This window comes from Streptomyces sp. ASQP_92 (assembly GCF_025399895.1).
In the GTDB taxonomy this organism is placed as follows: Bacteria; Actinomycetota; Actinomycetes; order Streptomycetales; family Streptomycetaceae; genus Streptomyces.
Map to the genome: position 1 here is coordinate 61,432 of NZ_JAODUA010000020.1, position 16,710 is coordinate 78,141.

Annotated in this window: 20 protein-coding genes; 8 read left to right on the forward strand and 12 right to left on the reverse strand. The window is 70.0% G+C overall.

Annotated features, from left to right (window positions below; all coding sequences use genetic code 11):
- The first annotated feature begins 114 nt into the window (after nt 1-114).
- The 4 genes from N4G70_RS30855 to N4G70_RS30870 all read left to right on the forward strand — a co-directional run bounded on the left by N4G70_RS30855 (nt 115) and on the right by N4G70_RS30870 (nt 1,319).
- Nucleotides 115-444: a hypothetical protein gene (locus N4G70_RS30855; protein ID WP_261716062.1), complete on the forward strand. Its 330-nt coding sequence runs from the start codon at nt 115-117 to the stop codon at nt 442-444.
- Nucleotides 441-617 (forward strand): hypothetical protein, encoded by a 177-nt coding sequence (locus N4G70_RS30860; protein WP_261716063.1) that lies wholly within the window; start codon nt 441-443, stop codon nt 615-617. Before N4G70_RS30855 ends, N4G70_RS30860 begins: the two co-directional genes overlap by 4 nt.
- Nucleotides 618-709: 92 nt before the next feature.
- Complete coding sequence (locus N4G70_RS30865) at nt 710-1,165, forward strand: hypothetical protein (protein ID WP_261716098.1); 456 nt, start codon at nt 710-712, stop codon at nt 1,163-1,165.
- 31 nt (nt 1,166-1,196) lie between these two features.
- Nucleotides 1,197-1,319, forward strand: coding sequence for a hypothetical protein (locus N4G70_RS30870; protein ID WP_261716064.1), 123 nt, complete (start codon nt 1,197-1,199; stop codon nt 1,317-1,319).
- 122 nt (nt 1,320-1,441) lie between these two features.
- On the opposite strand, the gene N4G70_RS30875 is transcribed toward N4G70_RS30870, so the two are convergent.
- The 8 genes from N4G70_RS30875 to N4G70_RS30910 form a co-directional block, all read right to left on the reverse strand.
- The gene (locus tag N4G70_RS30875) at nt 1,442-2,665 is read right to left on the reverse strand and encodes a GNAT family N-acetyltransferase (protein ID WP_261716065.1); all 1,224 of its coding nucleotides are present in this window, start codon (nt 2,663-2,665) and stop codon (nt 1,442-1,444) included.
- Nucleotides 2,666-2,952: 287 nt separating this feature from the next.
- Complete coding sequence (locus N4G70_RS30880; protein ID WP_261716066.1) at nt 2,953-3,420, reverse strand: SRPBCC family protein; 468 nt, start codon at nt 3,418-3,420, stop codon at nt 2,953-2,955.
- Nucleotides 3,421-3,515: 95 nt separating this feature from the next.
- The gene (locus N4G70_RS30885; RefSeq protein WP_261716067.1) at nt 3,516-3,881 is read right to left on the reverse strand and encodes a darcynin family protein; all 366 of its coding nucleotides are present in this window, start codon (nt 3,879-3,881) and stop codon (nt 3,516-3,518) included.
- A gap of 113 nt (nt 3,882-3,994) precedes the next feature.
- Nucleotides 3,995-4,885, reverse strand: a complete 891-nt coding sequence (locus N4G70_RS30890) for an NAD(P)H-binding protein (RefSeq protein ID WP_261716099.1) — start codon at nt 4,883-4,885, stop codon at nt 3,995-3,997.
- A 443-nt stretch (nt 4,886-5,328) separates the two neighbouring features.
- Entirely contained in the window at nt 5,329-5,586 is a 258-nt protein-coding gene (locus N4G70_RS30895) for a hypothetical protein (RefSeq protein ID WP_261716068.1), read from the reverse strand.
- A 317-nt stretch (nt 5,587-5,903) separates the two neighbouring features.
- Nucleotides 5,904-6,077, reverse strand: a complete 174-nt coding sequence (locus tag N4G70_RS30900) for a hypothetical protein (RefSeq protein ID WP_120720100.1) — start codon at nt 6,075-6,077, stop codon at nt 5,904-5,906.
- Between the two features lie 86 nt (nt 6,078-6,163).
- A complete protein-coding gene (locus tag N4G70_RS30905) occupies nt 6,164-6,901 on the reverse strand; it encodes an SDR family oxidoreductase (RefSeq protein ID WP_261716069.1) in 738 nt (245 codons plus the stop codon).
- On the reverse strand, nt 6,898-7,131 hold the full coding sequence (locus N4G70_RS30910) for an Atu4866 domain-containing protein (protein ID WP_399037465.1): 234 nt from the start codon (nt 7,129-7,131) through the stop codon (nt 6,898-6,900). The genes N4G70_RS30905 and N4G70_RS30910 overlap by 4 nt, the downstream gene beginning before the upstream one ends.
- Before the next feature lie 263 nt (nt 7,132-7,394).
- On the opposite strand from N4G70_RS30910, the gene N4G70_RS30915 reads away from it, so the two are divergent.
- The gene (locus N4G70_RS30915; RefSeq protein WP_261716070.1) at nt 7,395-7,709 is read left to right on the forward strand and encodes a cupin domain-containing protein; all 315 of its coding nucleotides are present in this window, start codon (nt 7,395-7,397) and stop codon (nt 7,707-7,709) included.
- Nucleotides 7,710-7,785: 76 nt separating this feature from the next.
- Nucleotides 7,786-8,400, forward strand: coding sequence for a bifunctional 2-polyprenyl-6-hydroxyphenol methylase/3-demethylubiquinol 3-O-methyltransferase UbiG (locus N4G70_RS30920; RefSeq protein ID WP_261716071.1), 615 nt, complete (start codon nt 7,786-7,788; stop codon nt 8,398-8,400).
- A 135-nt stretch (nt 8,401-8,535) separates the two neighbouring features.
- Here the strand turns inward: N4G70_RS30920 and N4G70_RS30925 are convergent, their stop codons facing one another.
- The 3 genes from N4G70_RS30925 to N4G70_RS30935 all read right to left on the reverse strand — a co-directional run bounded on the left by N4G70_RS30925 (nt 8,536) and on the right by N4G70_RS30935 (nt 12,528).
- Nucleotides 8,536-9,747: a serine hydrolase gene (locus N4G70_RS30925; RefSeq protein ID WP_261716072.1), complete on the reverse strand. Its 1,212-nt coding sequence runs from the start codon at nt 9,745-9,747 to the stop codon at nt 8,536-8,538.
- Between the two features lie 351 nt (nt 9,748-10,098).
- A complete protein-coding gene (locus N4G70_RS30930; RefSeq protein WP_261716073.1) occupies nt 10,099-11,379 on the reverse strand; it encodes a phosphatase PAP2 family protein in 1,281 nt (426 codons plus the stop codon).
- Between the two features lie 267 nt (nt 11,380-11,646).
- Nucleotides 11,647-12,528: an NAD(P)H-binding protein gene (locus N4G70_RS30935; protein ID WP_261716074.1), complete on the reverse strand. Its 882-nt coding sequence runs from the start codon at nt 12,526-12,528 to the stop codon at nt 11,647-11,649.
- A 182-nt stretch (nt 12,529-12,710) separates the two neighbouring features.
- On the opposite strand from N4G70_RS30935, the gene N4G70_RS30940 reads away from it, so the two are divergent.
- On the forward strand, nt 12,711-13,463 hold the full coding sequence (locus N4G70_RS30940; RefSeq protein ID WP_261716075.1) for a YafY family protein: 753 nt from the start codon (nt 12,711-12,713) through the stop codon (nt 13,461-13,463).
- A 32-nt stretch (nt 13,464-13,495) separates the two neighbouring features.
- Here N4G70_RS30940 and N4G70_RS30945 read toward each other — a convergent pair whose 3' ends face one another.
- Complete coding sequence (locus N4G70_RS30945; RefSeq protein WP_261716076.1) at nt 13,496-14,641, reverse strand: winged helix DNA-binding domain-containing protein; 1,146 nt, start codon at nt 14,639-14,641, stop codon at nt 13,496-13,498.
- A gap of 304 nt (nt 14,642-14,945) precedes the next feature.
- Here N4G70_RS30945 and N4G70_RS30950 point away from each other — a divergent pair, with 304 nt between their 5' ends.
- Entirely contained in the window at nt 14,946-16,682 is a 1,737-nt protein-coding gene (locus N4G70_RS30950) for an MFS transporter (protein ID WP_261716077.1), read from the forward strand.
- The last annotated feature ends 28 nt before the right edge of the window (nt 16,683-16,710 follow it).

Here is a 16,710-nt window from a genome sequence, read left to right on the forward strand (position 1 = left end):
GCTCGCCGACAGTCTCAACAGGCCCGCCACGCCCGTGAGCAATGGGCGGAAGGACGTGCCGCCCTTCTCGCTCTGGGTCGCCAGTTCTCTGCCGTTCGCCTCGACGAGGCATTGGTGCACGCCGCAGCACATCCTGACCTGGCGACGGCCGGCACGGTCCTGCGGGCCCTGAACGGCCCCGTCATCCACGACCCGCGCAACCAGCGTTTCTACGCCCTCGTGCCGTCCTCCCCGCCCGGCCCGAGCCTCGGCCGGCACGCCGAGCTCCTCGGACTGGGCAGTTACATTGGCGTACCGCGTGTGGGAGACAGCACGCAGACCGAGACGTGGTCGAGCTACTGGGTCGTGCCCATGTCCGCGCCGGGCCGCCTGTGCAATCCGCACCGGGTCACGAGCCTGGTCAAGGCCGCCACGGCGCTGCTCAATCAAACGCCGCAGTCGTGACGAACGCGCCGCCCATGAACGCCTACGTCACCCCGGAATGCCGGGAAGCCCGCCATCTGTACTGGCGAGGCGGACACCTGCTCTGCCCCGGCCCGTACGAGGTACGGCAGCCGTCGAGCGGCGGGGCGATGGAGGTGCTCATGTGCGCCTGCCCCTGCCACGCGCCCCAGTGACTCCCCGCCCAGCCGACATTTCCTGGCAGGACCGCAGCTGGGATGGGGCCCAGCACCATCACATCACCGAACGGAGACACCACGTGCACCGGATGACAGCGCGAGCGCTCCTCACCGACGCTCAGTTCAACGACGTCCGCGCGACGATCCTCGACAACAACCCGGGCATGGAGCCCGACCTCGCGTCCCGCATCCTCACCGACGCACTTGCCTTCATCGCGGTCGCGGCTGCGCGGGGTGGCCGGGGCTTGGTCCCGAGCCGCGTCGTGGATGAGGGCTGGCACGCCCTTATCCTGCACACCGGCCTCTACCAGAACCTGTGTGCCCGGCTCGGCGGCTTCGTCCACCACATCCCCGAGCGCCCCGACCCGGGCCGGTTCGACTCCGCCGTCCTGCAACGGACCATCGCAGCCATCGAGAGCGCCGGATACAGCGTTGACACCGATCTGTGGCGGTCCCCCGAGGATCAACTCGTCTCCGTGGCGGCGAAGTGCCAGCACTCCGACGACAGCGGTCCGATCGTCATCATCCCCAAACCGAAGGGCTGAACAACGCTAACCTGTGAGCCAGGAGGTGGGCATGGCAGACCAGTGGACCGATCCGCGCTACGCCGAACTCGTTGCACAGTGGCGCCGAGCGGAGCGGGAAGCCGAGGACCGACAGGTGCGGGTCTTCCTCGTGCCGCCGGGGTCCGACGACTGACGTACACCGCCCCGGTCGGCCGGTGTGGGGGCCGGGGTTTCCTGCTGCCGCACGATGGGTGCGCGAGGGGTACGCCCATCGCGACGTTGATGCGGAGCAGGAGACCGAGTCGACCCCCGCCCTCAGAACGCCGGAAACGCGGCGCCGGACAGATGGAACGGTTCCCGCTCCCCCCGGAAGGCGCGTGAGGCCGCGGCCACGGCGCCGGGGCGCAGTTCTTCGATGCGGCCCGTTGCCGCCAGCGCCGACAGGGTGGGGCCGCCCAGGTACGCCGAGGCGAGTTCGGTGGTGGTCAGTCGCAGGTCGGGGCGGGATCGGGTGCGTTCGCAGGTGACGGTGAAGCTGTCGGCGTACAGCCGGTAGCGGCCGGCGTTCCAGGGACAGAAGGCGTCCTCGACCCCCAGGACCACATCGAGTGCGGCCGTGTACCGGCGGGCGGCGAGAGCCCGTTCGACGTCGACCAGGCGTACCCACAAGTTGTCGACCAGCGTCGTGCGCGCGGCACGTGGGTCGGCCAGCAGATGCGGCAGCACTTCGTCGGGCGCCCCCTCATAGGTGAGGTGGTCGTGGCCGTCGAGGTTCAGGAAGTAGTGCCACAGGGAGGCGTACGCCCACCGGCCGACGACGACCACTTCGACGATGTGCGCGGTGGCCCCCTTGGACCGGTACAGGGCGTAGCCGGTGGCCGCGCCGCCCGGGTCGGTGTGCAGCACGACGCGCAGCGCGTTCGCGCCGTCGCGGACGTGCTCGGCGTCGTGGAGACGGGCGTTCCAGTACTTCTCCGTACGGTCCACCCAGCCGACCGTCTGCCGACGGGCGGTGTCATGGACCTTTTCGAGGGACGGGCGGGCCTGGTCGGCGGTGAGCAGGCGGACGGTGCCGGCGCCGAGGTCGACATCGGGGCGCAGGGCCACGGTTGGCTTGTCGATGTGGAGGGCGGCGAGGTGGGAGGCGATTCCGTAACCGAACCGGCCGTAGATCGTGGCTTCGGCGGCGTTGAGCGCGGCGATGGGTTCGCCGCCCGTCTCGTGCAGCTCGGTGAGCTGGCCGCGCATCATCGCGGTGAGAATGCCGCGCCGGCGATGGGTGGGCAGCACGGCCACGAGCGTGATGCCGGCGACCGGGACGAGCGCGCCGGGCACGGTCATGGTGCGGCCGTAGATCCCGGCGCCGCCGACGATGTCCCGGCCGTCGTACGCGGCGAGCGTGCGCCCCGGCTCGATGGACGAGCGGGCGTTTCTGAGGGCGCCCTCGCGCCCGCCCTGGCCGTACGCCGTGGTGATCATTCGGGCGAATGCGTCGAACTCGTGGGCCTCGATGGTGCGGAGGGGATGCGCTGTCGTCATACGTCGAGTCTGTCCGGGTGAACAGGGCCGGGGCATCGGTCGAGTTCGGTATTCATCTGCTGGCCCGCATGGTGGCGGATCGCGTGGTGAGCTCGGTGCACGTTGGCCGCGACGACGCGCTGACCGCCCTCACCCGGGTGTGGCACGCCTCGGTCGCCGAGGGGCCCGCGGTGGCGCTGGTGGCCGGCGAGGCCGGGATCGGGAAGTCGCGGCTGCTTTCTGCCTCCCCGGCGCCGAGACCATCGGGTCCGCGTCGGGCCGCATCGGGCCGCATCGGAAACGAACCGTCAGGCGGTGGCTTCCAGGTACGAGGCGAGGTGGGCCAGCGAGGAGGCGATGCCTGCCTCGTGGACGGCTTGGTCGATGCCCGGCGGCACATCCTCGGCGGTCACGGTCACCTCGGTCCCGGCAGCGGTGGTGGTGAGGTTCCAGGTCATGGTCATGATGCCCGCGTACGACGGGTCGTCGGAGGCGAACTCCGCCCGCTGCACCATGCGTTCCCCCGGCACCAGCGCGGCGAACGCGACCTCGACGACGTCCGTCGCGGCGGACGCCTTGCCGGGGCTGCCGGTGGGGTCGAGGTAGGTGAGCACCATCCGGAACCCGCCACCGGGGCGCGGGTCCCACCGCTCGATCCGCCCGCCCATGCCGTCCGGCGGCAGCCAGCTCTCCAGGGCCTCGCGGTCGAGGAGCGCACGGTAAACGGCCTCCGCCGGTACGGCGATCACCCGGGAGGCGCGGTCTGTCCTGCTCATGGGCCGAGTCTAGGGCGGGGGCGCCACCTCGCCGGGGTGCGTCATCTGTGTCGGGGACGGCAATGTGTCAGGACGCGTCATACGTGTCCGGTGCGTCAGGTGGCCACCGTGGCGACGGCCTCCACCCCGTACGTGCGGGCATAACCGTTCTCGGTGCCGACGAGGAGGTCCACGATCTCGAAGTAGCGGTCCCAGAACGGGGTTTCGCGCAGCGCGTCGATCAGGAGCTGGTAGGCGTGGTGGCTCTCCGCCTCCCACACCCAGACGTCGGTGACCCGCGCCGAGTAGAACTCGGTGTCGTAGAAGCGCGATCGGACACCGGTGGTCCTGGCCTTGATGACCGGCAGGACCTGGGTCGTGAAGGCATCCACCCTCTCCTGGACGGTCAGGGCCAGCCACTCGGGTGTCGTCTTGACCAGCATGAACGCGGTGACGGGCGGTTCGGTTTTCTCGACGGTCATCGGTGTGCAGCCTCCAAAGGGCGTTATCTCGTTGGTGGTTGGGGCCGGTGCGGCACTCGTGGCACCGGGCATGGCGGGGCGCGCCACCGGGACAGGGGTGGTGGGTGCCGCGTTCAGGAGAGGACGGCGGGCTTGAGTGTCTCGGCGCACCAGCGCTCGAAGGTGGTGGGCGTCGCCGTGGCCCGGGTGCGGGAGACGCCGGCGTCGAGGCCGTCGTCCTTGGCCCGCTTCATGTCGACGACGCCTTGGGCGAACGCGTCGTTGAGGCCGTACCCGAGGAGGGTGGTGTACAGCTCGTCGAACGGCCGGCGTTCGTAGCGGACAGGGCGGCCCAACTGCTCGGTCATGATGCGAGCGAGGTCGTTGGGCGACAGGTCCTGCGGTCCGAGGATCGGCACGCTGTCGACGCCGCTCCAGGAGCGCTTGAGGAGGAGTCCGGCCGCGACGGCCGCGATGTCGGCGACCGCGACGAGCGGTGCCCTGCGGTCGGGGGCCACGACGTCCGTGAAGACGCCCTCGCGGATCGAAGCGGCCTCCTCCAGGAGGTTCTCGAAAAAGGACGGACAGGCCAGGGCCCGGTACGCCACTCCGCTGTCCGCGATGAGGTCGTCCATGGCGAGGGAGGCGGTGACGAGACCGGCCCGGTCGGCGACCGGCGTGCCGCGACCGAGCGCGGAAACGCCCACGACATGACCCACCCGGTGGGCGGCGAGCGCCTTGAGCGCAGGGCGCGTGAACGTGCTGTACGCGTCCTGGGGAGTCAGGGAGGCATCTGGCGGGACGAGCCAGAACACGGCGTCCGCACCTTCGAAGGCGCGGTCGACGACATCGGCGTCCCCGTGCGATCCGGTGATCACCTCGGCTCGTTCGCGTACCTCGTCGGGAAGCCGTGCCGGGTCGCGCACGATGACGCGGAGCCTCTCCCCGGCGGCGGGTGCGGAATCCAGAAGGCCGGCGAGCAGACGACTGCCGATGTTCCCGGTGGGAGCGGTAATGACGATCATGAAAACCTCGTGGCTCGTGCTGTTCGGTACGTCCCTCATCCTGCGGAGGGCAACAGCGCTGCCACAATGGGAACTTCGGCACGGAATCATTGCCTGAAACGGAATGACCCTGGTGAGCAGGCCGGACGTGGCGCCGAGGTCTTAGCGGGCGCGGTGACGCGGAGTGCGGCCCCGGAGGCGGAGAGGGGGTGCGTTCGGGGGGGGCTCTGTCAGGGGCTCTGTCCCCCGGTGGAGCCCGGGCGGGCCATTCGCCAGATGCGCACCGGATTCCTGAGCCTTTCGACGCCGAATCGAATTCGACGGAAAGGCCACCCGCCGGTCGATGCGTACAAGAAATACGACGCGACGCCTCCCGTCGAGAGTTTCCGACGGATATGGCGCCGCGCCGTATTTTAGGACCTCTTTATCGAGGCCTCGCAAACTCTTTGCGCGAGCCCGCGGTATTAGCGGTCGCAGACCTTGCGCGCCTTGTGCCAGGTCTTGGTCCAGTACCCGGGGTGCACCTTGCCGTGCCGGTCGCGCGTGGCCTTGTGCCAGGTCTTCGTCCAGTGCCCCTTGACCACGTGGCAGCGGTGCTTACCGCCGTGATCCGCCACCGCCACCGTGTGCTGCGAAGCCGCTTCCGCGACGCCGACGGAGGAGAAGGCGACTCCCCCGGCCAGTGCGGCAGTAGCGGCCCCCAGAGCGATCACGCGCTTCACGCCTTGAATCATGACCCCACCATTCTGCTTTTTCAGCACCCGACGAGTTGAACAACGACAGTTTTATCACCGATGCCAGGACGCAATACGGGTGCCGATCGGGCGCGCGGGAGCATTAAGCAGTTGCGATTTAAACCACGCGCGCCCCCAGAAATTAGGGGCGCTTATTTCAGGTTCACTTCGATGCCGGGTCCAATTCCGGAGCGAATCCAGGAGCGGTGCCGTTCCGCAGCTGGGCCGGGCGACACCTGCCTCCCCCCGGCCCTGGTGGCTCGGCGAGCCATCGACCGGTCGCCCGGCACCCCGCCCGGACCCGCCTAGCGGCGACGGCGACCCGCCCAGCCGTTTCCGATACCCGCAACGTGCAGAGCCAGCAGGGCCAGCCCGATGAGCATGACGTTCGTGGACGTGAACACGTCGTTGGTCGACATGTCCGCAGCGTTGATCAGAAACGCGATCGCGAACAGAACCGCGGCGCCTATCGCCAGCATGGCATCTCCCCTATCCGGTTGGTGCCCGCCGAGTACCCCCACCTCACCAGCCGGAACCCCCACCCGTTCGACGGTTCACCCGGGAGTCATTGCATGCTCGCGGCGGGGCGGACGACGATCTCGTTGACATCGACCTGCGGAGGCTGGGCGAGGGCGTAGGCAATGGCGTCGGCGATGGCGGACGCCGGAAGTGCCACGGCGCGGTACGTCTTCATGGCCTCGCGGGCGGCGGGGTCGGAAATGTGCTCGGCCAGTTCGGACTCGGTCACTCCCGGGGAGACGAGAGTGACCCGGATGTCCCCGGTGGACTCCTGTCGGAGGCCCTCGGAGATCGCCCGGACGGCGAACTTGGTCGCGCAGTAGACGGCCGCGGTGGGCGAGATCTCGTAGGCGCCGACGGAGGCGATGTTCACGAAATGGCCCGCACCCTGGGCGCGCATCACGGGCAGGGCGGCGGCGATGCCGTGCAGGACTCCGCGGACATTCACGTCGAGCATGCGGTCCCACTCGTCGGTCCTGAGTGCCTCCAGCGGCGACAGCGGCATCACTCCGGCATTGTTGACCAGCGCGTCCAGTCGGCCGTAGCGCTCGCGGGCGGCGTGGACGAAGCTGTGTACGGCTGCCGCGTCCGTCACGTCCAGCTGCTGGAACACCGCTGTTCCGCCTGCCGAGTTGATCTCCTCGGCCAGCGAACCGAGTCGCTCGGTGCGCCGCGCTCCGAGGAGGAGGCGGTGGCCGTCGGCGGCGAGGCGGCGCGCCGTCGCCTCGCCGATCCCGCTGCTCGCCCCGGTGATGGCCACGACCTTGGTCGTCGTCCCTGTCATGCGTGGTTGTCCTCTCGGTGCGGGACGAGGTGCTGGTGGTGCAGCACGCCGTCCCGGATGTCGCCCGTCGCCGTGAACCCGGAGTCGTCGGCGTGGCCGATGTGACTACCCGTCAGCGTGTAGCTGCCCGTGTACGCGCCGGGCCGTCCATGGCTACGGTCTGGCTTGCCCACCGAGTCTGGGCAGGTGAGAGGCCTCCGACCAGGACGCGTCCCGGCTGGGTGCCCCACACCCAGGATGTCCGTCCCGGTGCCGCCCGGTTCTGGATGTGGCCACGGCGCCGCCGGGCACGGGATGCGACAACGGCCCGGCTGGTAGGAGCCCGGGACGCAGGCGGCGGCCGGAGTCGACGGCGTCCAAGACCCACGGCTTCGCACCGTCCGCATCCTTTGCCTTCCGGTCAACCAGGCTTCGCCCCAGCTCGGATAGCGTCCACGGCATCCCCTGTTCACCCATGGCCCCGGTCTGCGCCGGGCGGTAGGAGACGTACGTCATGAGCCTGTTCAACCTGATCGACACCGCTGCGGAACTCCCGGAAGGGTGGCGCTCCGTCGTGCTGGGAAACGTGGGCACCGCTTGCGTGAAGGTGCTGCGGATGGACGAGATGCCCGTCGAAACGGAGAGCCACACGACCACCGAGGTCCTGCTGGTGCTCGACGGTCAGCTCCGACTCGACGTCGACGGGCACGCGGTGCCGGTCTCCGCGGGTGAGCTCTACATCGTTCCAGCAGGTACGAGCCACGCAGTACGTTCCGGCAGCCGGGGAACCCTGCTGATCGTGGAACTCGGAGAGGATGTCACGGCATAGCAGGCAAGTCGTCATGGGCGGCGACGAAAATGACGATGACGGCCGCAGCGGCACGCCCCACCCCTACGATGACCCGATGCCCCACGCCGTACCGAACCCGTACTGGAACACCAACGTCGCCCGGCACCCGGGCATCCTCCGTTCCGTGCCCGCCGGGTGTGGCGCCGCGCTGGACGTGGGCTGCGGGGACGGGCTGCTCGCCCGGAAGCTCACCGCGCGGGCGAGGCGCGTGACAGGGATCGACAAGTCGCCCGAGATGATCGCCCAGGCACGCGGGACCGCCGCGGGCCACGATCGTCTCGACTTCATCGAGGACGACTTCCTCACCGCCGAACTGCCGGCCCAGGGCTACGACTTCATCTGCTCGGTGACCACGATCCACCACATGGACTTCACGGCGGCACTCCTCCGGATGCGCGAACTCCTGCGCCCCGGTGGCAGGTTGGTGGTCGTCGGGCTGGCCCGGGAGGCGAGCGCGGTGGAATGGGCGGCCCTGATCGCGGCCGCGCCGATCGTACGTATCGCGAAGACGGTGCGGCGCGCGGGAGGTCCGGAGGGCATGCCGATCGCCGACCCGCTCATGAGCTACGGCGAAGTCCGGTCAGTGGCACGGCAGTTGCTACCCGGGGTGCGCTACCGGCGACATGTCCTGCGCAGGTACTCGCTGACGTGGCAGAAGCCCGGCAGTTGAACCACGGGATCCTCCCCCTTCGCCGGCGCGCCGTACGCGGAAGTCCGGGTCCATCAACTGGACCCGGACTTCGGCGAATTGGCGAATCGGCGGAGCAGCGGAGCGGCGGAGCGGCGGAGCGGCGGAGCGGCGAATCTAGTGCGACACCGCCGCGCCGTCATAGACGTTCTCCGGCGTGGCGACGGCCGTGATCGCCTGGGCGAGGAGCGTCGACGGCTCCTGGCCCTGATGGGTCGAGTCCGTGTTGATCATGATGACCAGGGTGGCCTTCTGCGAGGGCAGGTAGACGGTCACGGTCTCGTAGCCGGGGATGGAGCCGTTGTGTCCGATCCATCCGTTGGTTTCGAGGATGCCGAGCCCGTAGCTGGTGCCGGGGAAACCGGTCGGCAGGGTCTTCAGGCGCTGCGCCTGGGTTTCGCGGCTCAGCAGCTGTCCGGTGGCCACGACTTCCGCCCAGTGACGCAGGTCGTGCAGGTCCGAGATCATCGCCCCGGCCGCCCAGGCCCAGCTCGGGTTCCAGTCCGTGGCGTCGGCGACCTCGCCGCTCAGCGTCTGGTCGGTGTAGCCGCGCGGGTGCGGCACGGGGAACTCCGGGCCGTGCGGGAACAGCGTGTTGTCCAGGTGGGCCGGGCGCAGCACACGGTGGTGGATGACGTCGGCGAGCCGGTGACCGGTCACCTTCTCGATCACCAGGCCCAGGAGGATGAGGTTGGAGTTGCAGTACTGGAACTGCTGGCCCGGGGCGGCCGTGTTGTCGTGCTTGAAGCCGTACGCGAGCAGTTCCCGGGGGGTGAAGTAGCGCGTCGGGTCGCTCAGCAGGTCATGGGAGAAGTCCGGGTCGGCGCTGTAGGGGAACAGGCCGCTGCGCATCTCGGCGAGGTGGCGCAGCGTGATCCGGCGGCCGTTCGGCACGCCGTCGACGTACTTGGCGATGGGGTCGTCCAGCCGGACCCGGTGCTCGTCCACGAGCTGGAGGAGCGCGGTGACCGTGAAGGTCTTGGTCTCGCTGCCGATCCGGACGTAGGAGTCGGCGGCCATCGGCCGGTGCGTCTCGGTGTTGGCGACCCCGGTGGCGCGGACGTAACTCCCCTTGCCGGGCATCCACAGGCCGACGACGACACCCGGGATGTTCGCCTGGTGCCGGACGTCCTCGATCGTCCTGTCCAGGCGAGCGACCAGACGCGGGTCGAGGCGGCCGGGCGAGCGGTCGTCCCGCTCGTCCTGGTCGTGCCGGGCGACGCTCGCGGCGGCGTGACCGACGCCGGCGGAGGCCGGTGTCATCGGGGCCAGGACGGACGCCACCAGCAGCGTGGCGGCGAACAACCGACGGCGGGGGATTCGACGCATGTGGGGACGCCTCTTTCGGTCATGGTCACGATCGCGATGATGATCGCTGTGACGATCGGACAGCAGCATGACCACGCGACGGCGGGGTGTGGCTTCGCGCCCGAAACGTGCTCAGCGAGTCCACTCGTTCGGGGCCATGCGCGAAGGCCCAACCCGGCTGGGCCCGGCCGGAGGCGGTCGCGCCCCCCGGGTCCCGCGCCGAGACAGGTGGCCGAAGGCGGCTGCCGGGAGGCGAGCCCGCCATGCGAAAACCCCGCCGCCGACCGGTCGGCATCTGCGGCAGGGAGCCGGATGCGAGGCGGTCGGGGCGGGGTGGCCAGGAGGGCCCGGGCGGCGGAGTCGGCCGACGACTCAGACGAGTTCCGGCTGCGGCCCTGCCTGCGGCTCCAGATGCCGTACGGGCTGGGCCTGTGGCTCCCAGGCCCTGGTGGTCCGCACGAAATAATGGATCACGGAGAGCATCGCCAGAATCAGCAGCGGCCCGAAGACCCACGGATGTTCTGCCATGGGCATGGACAGATAGCGATACGACAGCAGGAGCGCGGCGAAGACCGCCGAACCGTACGCGACCAGCTGCGTTCCGGACCGGTCCCACCCGCGGGCGAGCGAGCGCAGACCCGCCTCGATGGTGAGCGCGAAGACCACTCCGGCAATGATGTCCGTGCCGTAGTGGTAGCCGAATCCCAGTGTCGCGCCGAGTGTCGCGATCAGCCAGAAGGCGCCCGCGAATCGCAGGGCTCGGGGACCCTTGCGGGAATGGATGAAGATGGTCGTCGCCCACGCGGTATGCAGACTTGGCATGCAGTTGCGAGGGGTGAATTCATTGAATCGCATATGGTGCGGGACGCTGATCGACGCCGAATTCGGCCACACGTTGGCGACCGCCCAGTGCCCGCCGTCGGCGCCATAGGCGAAAATGGGTCCGACCACCGGGTAAATCATGTAGAACGCCGGCCCGAGAAGACCGATCACCAGGAACGTACGCACCAGATGATGGGCCGGAAAACGGCGTTCGGTCGATACGTTGCGCAGCTGGTACAGGGCGACAATGACCGCCATCACCGCAAGCTGAATGTAGACGTAGTCGAGAATGTGGGCGCCGACCGGGCCGGTGGACCTGACGAACCGGCCTATCAGCCAGGACGGGTTGCCGAGGGCGTGGTCGGCGGTCGCCACGTACTGGTCGAGCACGGTCGGGCGGGTCTTCGACGTGATGAGCAGCCAGGTGTCGCCCGTCTTGCGCCCCGCCACGAGAAGCAGGCCGAGGCCGACGCCCTTGAGGAGCAGGACCCGTTCCTGCCCGGTGCGGCGCGTAACGGCGATGACGACGCAGGCCAGAATCACCCACAGCGCGCCATTGCCGAACATCATCTTGGCGTCGACGGCCCAGCGCACCAGAAAGAAGACGATGTCGATGCCGACGGCGGCCGCGATCGCGATGAAGCGTTGCCGCCAGGTGAGCACGACCATCATCAACGCCATGCTGGCGTACAGGAGGGGCCCGGACTTCGGGGCGAATATCACCTCTTTCGCCTGGTTGGTGATCGGCCCGGGCAGGCCGTAATGACGCGCGGCGATCTCCAGCGCGACGAGGAACCCCAGGGCCACCACAGCCGCCGCAGTCCACAGCATCGCCCGTGGTTGACGCCACACGGAAGAAATTCTGCCGTTTATTCGCGAAGGGTTTCGCGATGATATCGATGTCAATTCATTGGCCGATTGCTAGAAGATTGTTTAGATAACAGGTCACTCTTCGTGTTGGATTGCGTGGCTCCGGTGAAGATCGGCGCCGATGACGGTTGTCATCAGCGCCGATCATGTTATCCGAGCGATCCGGGTGGGTTTCCCTGCCTTCAGCAGGTACATGCTCGTCGTCAGATCGCCGGGGCCAGGACAGGGCTAGGACGCGTCCTGGAGGCGGTGGCGGAGGTGGTCGTAGGCCCAGGCCGCCAAGGTGGTCGGGGTGGTGGTCCGGACGGTGCGGGGCTGCTCGGGTACGAAGTTCTCGCGCAGGCCCGTCGACATACCGAGCACGGCCTCGACCATCCCGTCCGGCATTCCGGCCTCGCGGAGCTGGGCGCGCATGGCGTCGTCCGTGATCCGCTCGACGCCGATCCGCCGCCCGGTCGCGGCGGTGAGGATGCCGGCCACCTGACGCCAGCTGAGGTCGGCGGGCCCGTGCACGGCCTGGACGCAGCGCCCGGACCACGCCAAGGACAGCAGGCGGCACGCGGCCACCTCCGCGATGTCCCGCGGCGCCACCCACGCCATCGGCTGGTCCAGCGGAAGGACCACGCGGAGGAGCCCGGCGCGTACGGCGTCCAGTTGGAGTTCGAGGTTGGTGAAGAAGTAGCCGCAGCGAAGGTGGGTGACGTCGACGCCGGTGTCGTCCAACGCCTTCTCCGTGTGGGCCAGCCCGTCGATCTCTCCGGCCCCCCGACGCTTCTCGGCGCCCACGCTGCTCTGGAAGACGACCCGGCCGATCCGGTTCTCGGTGACGGCGCGCACGACGCTCGTGGTGGCCCGGGTGTAGTCGGCGAGGGGGTCCTCGCCGCCGGTGCTCGGGTCCACCCAGTACAGGGCGTCGATCCCACGGGTGGCGGCCACCACGGTGTCGGCGTCGTACTGGTCGACCTTCACGGCATCCACCTCCCCCCGGATGCCGGGGGCCAGCCGGCCCGGGTCACGCACCAGGACGCGCGGCCGGACCCCCGCCCTGGCCAGTGCGGAGACGACGTGGCGGCCGACGTTGCCGGTCGGTGTCGTGACGGCGATCTGCATGACTGCCTCCCCTGCGGCGGACACGCCCCGATGAGGGCATCGTCCTTCTCGCATTCGACGGACACGGCCCCGGCAAGAACCCGCCCGCCCGGATGGGACCGGCGCGTCCCTTCGAGGACTCGGACCCAGGCTAGGAGCAGAGGCGGCCCGTACGTGTCCTCCTCTCCTGCGAGGCTGGAGCCATGGACCTCGATCCGACGACCAGGACCCTGACCATGCTGACCCTGCTGCGTTCGGGGGGCGAGTGGACCGCCGCGGACCTGGCAGAGCGGCTCGGCGCCAGCATCCGCACCGTACGGCGGGACGCCCAGCGGCTGCGCCGTCTCGGGTACGCGGTCGAGGCCCGCCCAGGGCCGGGGAGTGCCTACAGACTGAGCCCCGAAGTCGCGCTTCCCCCCTTGCTGTTCACCGCCGACGAGGTCACCGCGGTGGTGGCGGGGCTGCATCTGATCCGGGCCTGGTTCCCGCAGGAGGCCGTGGCGTCGAGCGCCCTGCTCAAGCTCGACCAGGTCCTGCCGCGCCCGCTGCGCAGGCGGGCCGCGGCGACCGACTTGGCGACGGAGGTCCTGGAGCAGCCCGGTGCCGGGCTCGCGGCGGCGACCGTCGGGGCGATCGCGGATGCGGTGGCGTCGGACGGCAGGGTGCGGTTCCGGTACGCCGACCGGAACGGCCGACCCTCGACCCGCCTGGTCGAGCCCTACCGGCACTTCCTGCGCGCGGGGCGGTGGTACCTCGTCGCCTTCGACGTCGACCGGGACGACTGGCGTACGTTCCGCCTGGACCGGATCAGCGACATCGCCGCGGTCGCCGGTACCTACCAGCCCCATGAATTCCCCGACAAGTCCATCGAGCACTGGCTGACCACCGACTTCGGCCGGGCGTCCGCGCCTTCGCCCGGGCCGGGCGCACCACCGGAACAGCAGGGCCCTGGGTGACTCCTCCCCCGGCCCCGACGAACCCGCCCCGCTCACTCCGCCGTGGGCAGCATGCGTACCTCACCCTCGGGGAGCTTGACCCACCAGTGGTGGTAGCGGCTGTAGGGCGCCGGCTCGCGAGCGGCCAGCAGGGCGCCCAGGGACCGGGCCTCCTCGGCGAGCCCCTCCCACGTGGCTCGTGAGAGCGGGTGGAAGGCCGTCGCCTCGATGCCGTCGGCGAGCGGCCGCCACACCCCGGCGACGTACCCGTCCACGAGCAGGGTGGGCAGCACATCGCCGTTGTTCCTGATCACCAGCGGGCGGTACGCGGGCGGGATCACCCGGCCCCGGTCGGCATAGGCCAGCAGGACGCTGTCCCACATGGCCATGAGCCGGGGCGGGGCCGGTGTGTCCGCGGGCGGGCGGGGTGCGTCGGCAAGGTCGAACAGCGCGGTGCCGTCCGGCCGTTGGAGGTGCTCGACGGTGTCGTCGAGGGCGCGCAGGGCCTCGCGTACGAGGGAGCGTTGCACCATGGCGAACTGTGCGACGTCCGCCACGGAGGCGGGCCCGAACCCGGCCAGATAGCGCAGGATCAGCCTCCGCAGGGCGTCCGGGTCCGCCGTCCGTCCGGTGGGGGCGGGTCCGGTGCCGGCTGCGACGAACGACGGCCGGTAGCCGAACGACCAGGGCGCGTCCGTCGCGGCGTGGTGCAGCGGCGCGTACGCCCTCAGTCCCCACCAGCACCCGTCCCGCTTCTCGGCGCCGACGCGTTCCTCGACCCACCCCCGCATGTCGGCCATGGTCCGCGGCCGGTCGGCGAAGGCCAGCAGCTCCGGCACCAGCGCCTCGGCGTCCGCGGGCGTCAGGCCCGCCGCGGCGAAGCGGTAACCGAGCCGGGATCCGTACAACGTCGCTTGCAGTGCCGCGCGGAAGTCGGGGTAGTCCTCGGCGAGCACGGCGTGCAGGGTGAGCCGCATCAGCGTCGCCTTGACGACGGAGCGTCGCGCGAAGGCCTCGTCCAGCTCGGCCGGCTCGAAGCCGGAGAGGCGGTTCCAGAGCGCGATGTACGGGGAGGCGGGCTGCTGCGCCTGGAGCGCGACCACCTGCCGCACTCCTTGCGAGACCGTCAACGGCGCCCGTTCCAGAAGGAGTTGGCGGCTCAAGCCGGCCCGGTTGAGCTCCCGTTCGGTGATCTTCATGGCGCCGGATTCTGCCGCAGCCCGGCCTCGCCCGCCACCGTCGGCCGCTTGCGTGAGCGAATCGCTCCGTGTCTTCCGAGTTCCCCTCGCGAAGCGGTGCGGCCGTCTTCCCCACGGGGCTGTGAAGAGGCCTTCCCCTCGCCGTAATGAACGGGTCAAGCGTTTCTCATCCAGGTCAAGCTTCACTCTCGGACGGAAATCATCGAGGCCCGGCCGGAATAGTCGCCTGGGGAAACGGGTTCAAGCCACTCGTACCCCTCTCGGGGGCCGCCGCCGACCTCTCCCCGCCTCCGGAGGCTCCGCAATGTCCCACCCGACGACCGACCAGCAGGCCGCACCGCGCGGCGTACGCGGTGTCGTCCCCGTACTGGCCTTCGCAGGTATCACGGTCGCGGTGATGCAGACCCTGCTCGTGCCGGTCATCAAGGACCTGCCGGCGCTGCTCGGCACCTCGCCCTCCAACGCCACCTGGGTCATGACCTCGACGCTGCTCGCCGGCGCCGTGTCCACCCCGATCATGGGCCGGCTCGGCGATCTGTACGGCAAGCGCCGCATGCTGCTGACCAGTCTCGCGATCATGGTCGTCGGCTCACTGGTCGCGGGCTTCACCAGCGAGCTCCTCGTGATGATCGCCGGCCGCGCCCTCCAGGGCTTCGCCATGGGCGCGATCCCGCTCGGCATCGGCCTGATGCGTGACGAGCTGCCCCGCGAGAAGCTCGGCTCGGCGATGGCCCTGATGAGCTCCTCCATAGGCGTCGGCGGCGGCCTCGCCCTGCCGATCGCGGCGCTGATCGCCCAACACGCCGACTGGCACGCCCTGTTCTTCGGCTCGGCGGGCCTGGGCGTGGTCGCCATGGGGCTCACCCTCCTGTTCGTACCGGAGAGCAGGGTCAAGGCGGAGGGCACCTTCGACGCGCTCGGCGCGCTGGGCCTCTCCGCGGGACTGGTCCTGCTGCTGCTTCCGATCACCAAGGGCAGCGACTGGGGTTGGGGCTCGACCACCACGCTCGGCCTGCTCGGCTCGGCCGTCCTCGTGCTCGTCCTGTGGGGCGTGATGGAGCTGCGCGTCCAGGCTCCGCTGGTGAACCTGCGCACCTCCGCCCGGCGTGAGGTGCTGCTCACCAACCTCGCCTCCACGATGGTCGGGGTCGCCTTCTACGCCATATCGCTCGTGCTGCCCCAGTTGCTGCAACTGCCCGCCGCCACCGGGTACGGGCTCGGCCAGTCCATGGTCGTCGCCGGTCTGTGCGTCGCGCCGCTCGGTGTGACGATGATGCTGACCGCCCCGATCTACGCCCGGCTCTCGGCCAGGTACGGCCCGAAGACCACCCTGATCCTCGGCATGCTGATCATCGCGATCGGATACGGGGCGGGGCTCGGCCTGATGAGCGCGGCCTGGCAGACCATCGTGATCTCGGTGATCGTCGGCGCGGGCATCGGTCTCGCCTACTCCTCCCTCCCGGCGCTGATCATCGGCGCGGTCGACCCGTCCGAGACGGGCGCGGCCAACGGCCTCAACACCCTGATGCGCTCGATCGGTACGTCGGTGTCGAGCGCCGTCATCGGCATGGTGCTCGCCAACACGTCGAAGAACTTCGGTCCGCTCACGCTCCCGACGATGCACGGCTTCCGCGTCTCGTTCCTGATCGCCACCGGCGCCGTGGCCGGCGGTCTGGTGCTCGCCCTCTTCCTGCCCAGGGGCCGTCCGGCCGCCAAGCCGCAGTTGCGGGCGAGCAGCGAGGAGGACGCGGTCCTGGAGCGGGTCACCGAGGCGCTGGCCGCCTTCCACGGTCAGGTCGTCGGCGCGTCCGGTGTGCCGGTGGCCCACGCCAAGGTCACGCTGATCGACCGTCACGGCCGCCAGGCGGGCGCCGCGCACACCGACGGGAGCGGCCGGTACGCGGTGCCGGTCCCCCGGGGCGGCGCCTATGTGCTGGCCGCGACGGCCGCGGGCCACGCGCCCCGCGCCTCCTCGGCCACCCACCACGGGGGCGACGGCCCGGTCACCGTGGACCTGGCCCTGCCGATGCCCGCCCTGTAGGCAGCGCTCCGGTTCGCCGGACAACGCC

Excerpts from the sequence above, each read along its gene's own strand:
- N4G70_RS30930 (WP_261716073.1), bottom strand. The coding sequence starts at position 11,379 with ATGCTGTGGACTGCGGCGGCTGTGGTGGCCCTGGGGTTCCTCGTCGCG.
- N4G70_RS30935 (WP_261716074.1), bottom strand. The coding sequence starts at position 12,528 with ATGCAGATCGCCGTCACGACACCGACCGGCAACGTCGGCCGCCACGTC.
- N4G70_RS30950 (WP_261716077.1), top strand. The coding sequence starts at position 14,946 with ATGTCCCACCCGACGACCGACCAGCAGGCCGCACCGCGCGGCGTACGC.
- N4G70_RS30920 (WP_261716071.1), top strand. The coding sequence starts at position 7,786 with ATGCCCCACGCCGTACCGAACCCGTACTGGAACACCAACGTCGCCCGG.
- N4G70_RS30880 (WP_261716066.1), bottom strand. The coding sequence starts at position 3,420 with ATGAGCAGGACAGACCGCGCCTCCCGGGTGATCGCCGTACCGGCGGAG.
- N4G70_RS30865 (WP_261716098.1), top strand. The coding sequence starts at position 710 with ATGACAGCGCGAGCGCTCCTCACCGACGCTCAGTTCAACGACGTCCGC.
- N4G70_RS30925 (WP_261716072.1), bottom strand. The coding sequence starts at position 9,747 with ATGCGTCGAATCCCCCGCCGTCGGTTGTTCGCCGCCACGCTGCTGGTG.
- N4G70_RS30945 (WP_261716076.1), bottom strand. The coding sequence starts at position 14,641 with ATGAAGATCACCGAACGGGAGCTCAACCGGGCCGGCTTGAGCCGCCAA.
- N4G70_RS30870 (WP_261716064.1), top strand. The coding sequence starts at position 1,197 with ATGGCAGACCAGTGGACCGATCCGCGCTACGCCGAACTCGTTGCACAG.
- N4G70_RS30890 (WP_261716099.1), bottom strand. The coding sequence starts at position 4,885 with ATGATCGTCATTACCGCTCCCACCGGGAACATCGGCAGTCGTCTGCTC.
- N4G70_RS30900 (WP_120720100.1), bottom strand. The coding sequence starts at position 6,077 with ATGCTGGCGATAGGCGCCGCGGTTCTGTTCGCGATCGCGTTTCTGATC.
- N4G70_RS30905 (WP_261716069.1), bottom strand. The coding sequence starts at position 6,901 with ATGACAGGGACGACGACCAAGGTCGTGGCCATCACCGGGGCGAGCAGC.
- N4G70_RS30885 (WP_261716067.1), bottom strand. The coding sequence starts at position 3,881 with ATGACCGTCGAGAAAACCGAACCGCCCGTCACCGCGTTCATGCTGGTC.
- N4G70_RS30875 (WP_261716065.1), bottom strand. The coding sequence starts at position 2,665 with ATGACGACAGCGCATCCCCTCCGCACCATCGAGGCCCACGAGTTCGAC.
- N4G70_RS30915 (WP_261716070.1), top strand. The coding sequence starts at position 7,395 with ATGAGCCTGTTCAACCTGATCGACACCGCTGCGGAACTCCCGGAAGGG.
- N4G70_RS30940 (WP_261716075.1), top strand. The coding sequence starts at position 12,711 with ATGGACCTCGATCCGACGACCAGGACCCTGACCATGCTGACCCTGCTG.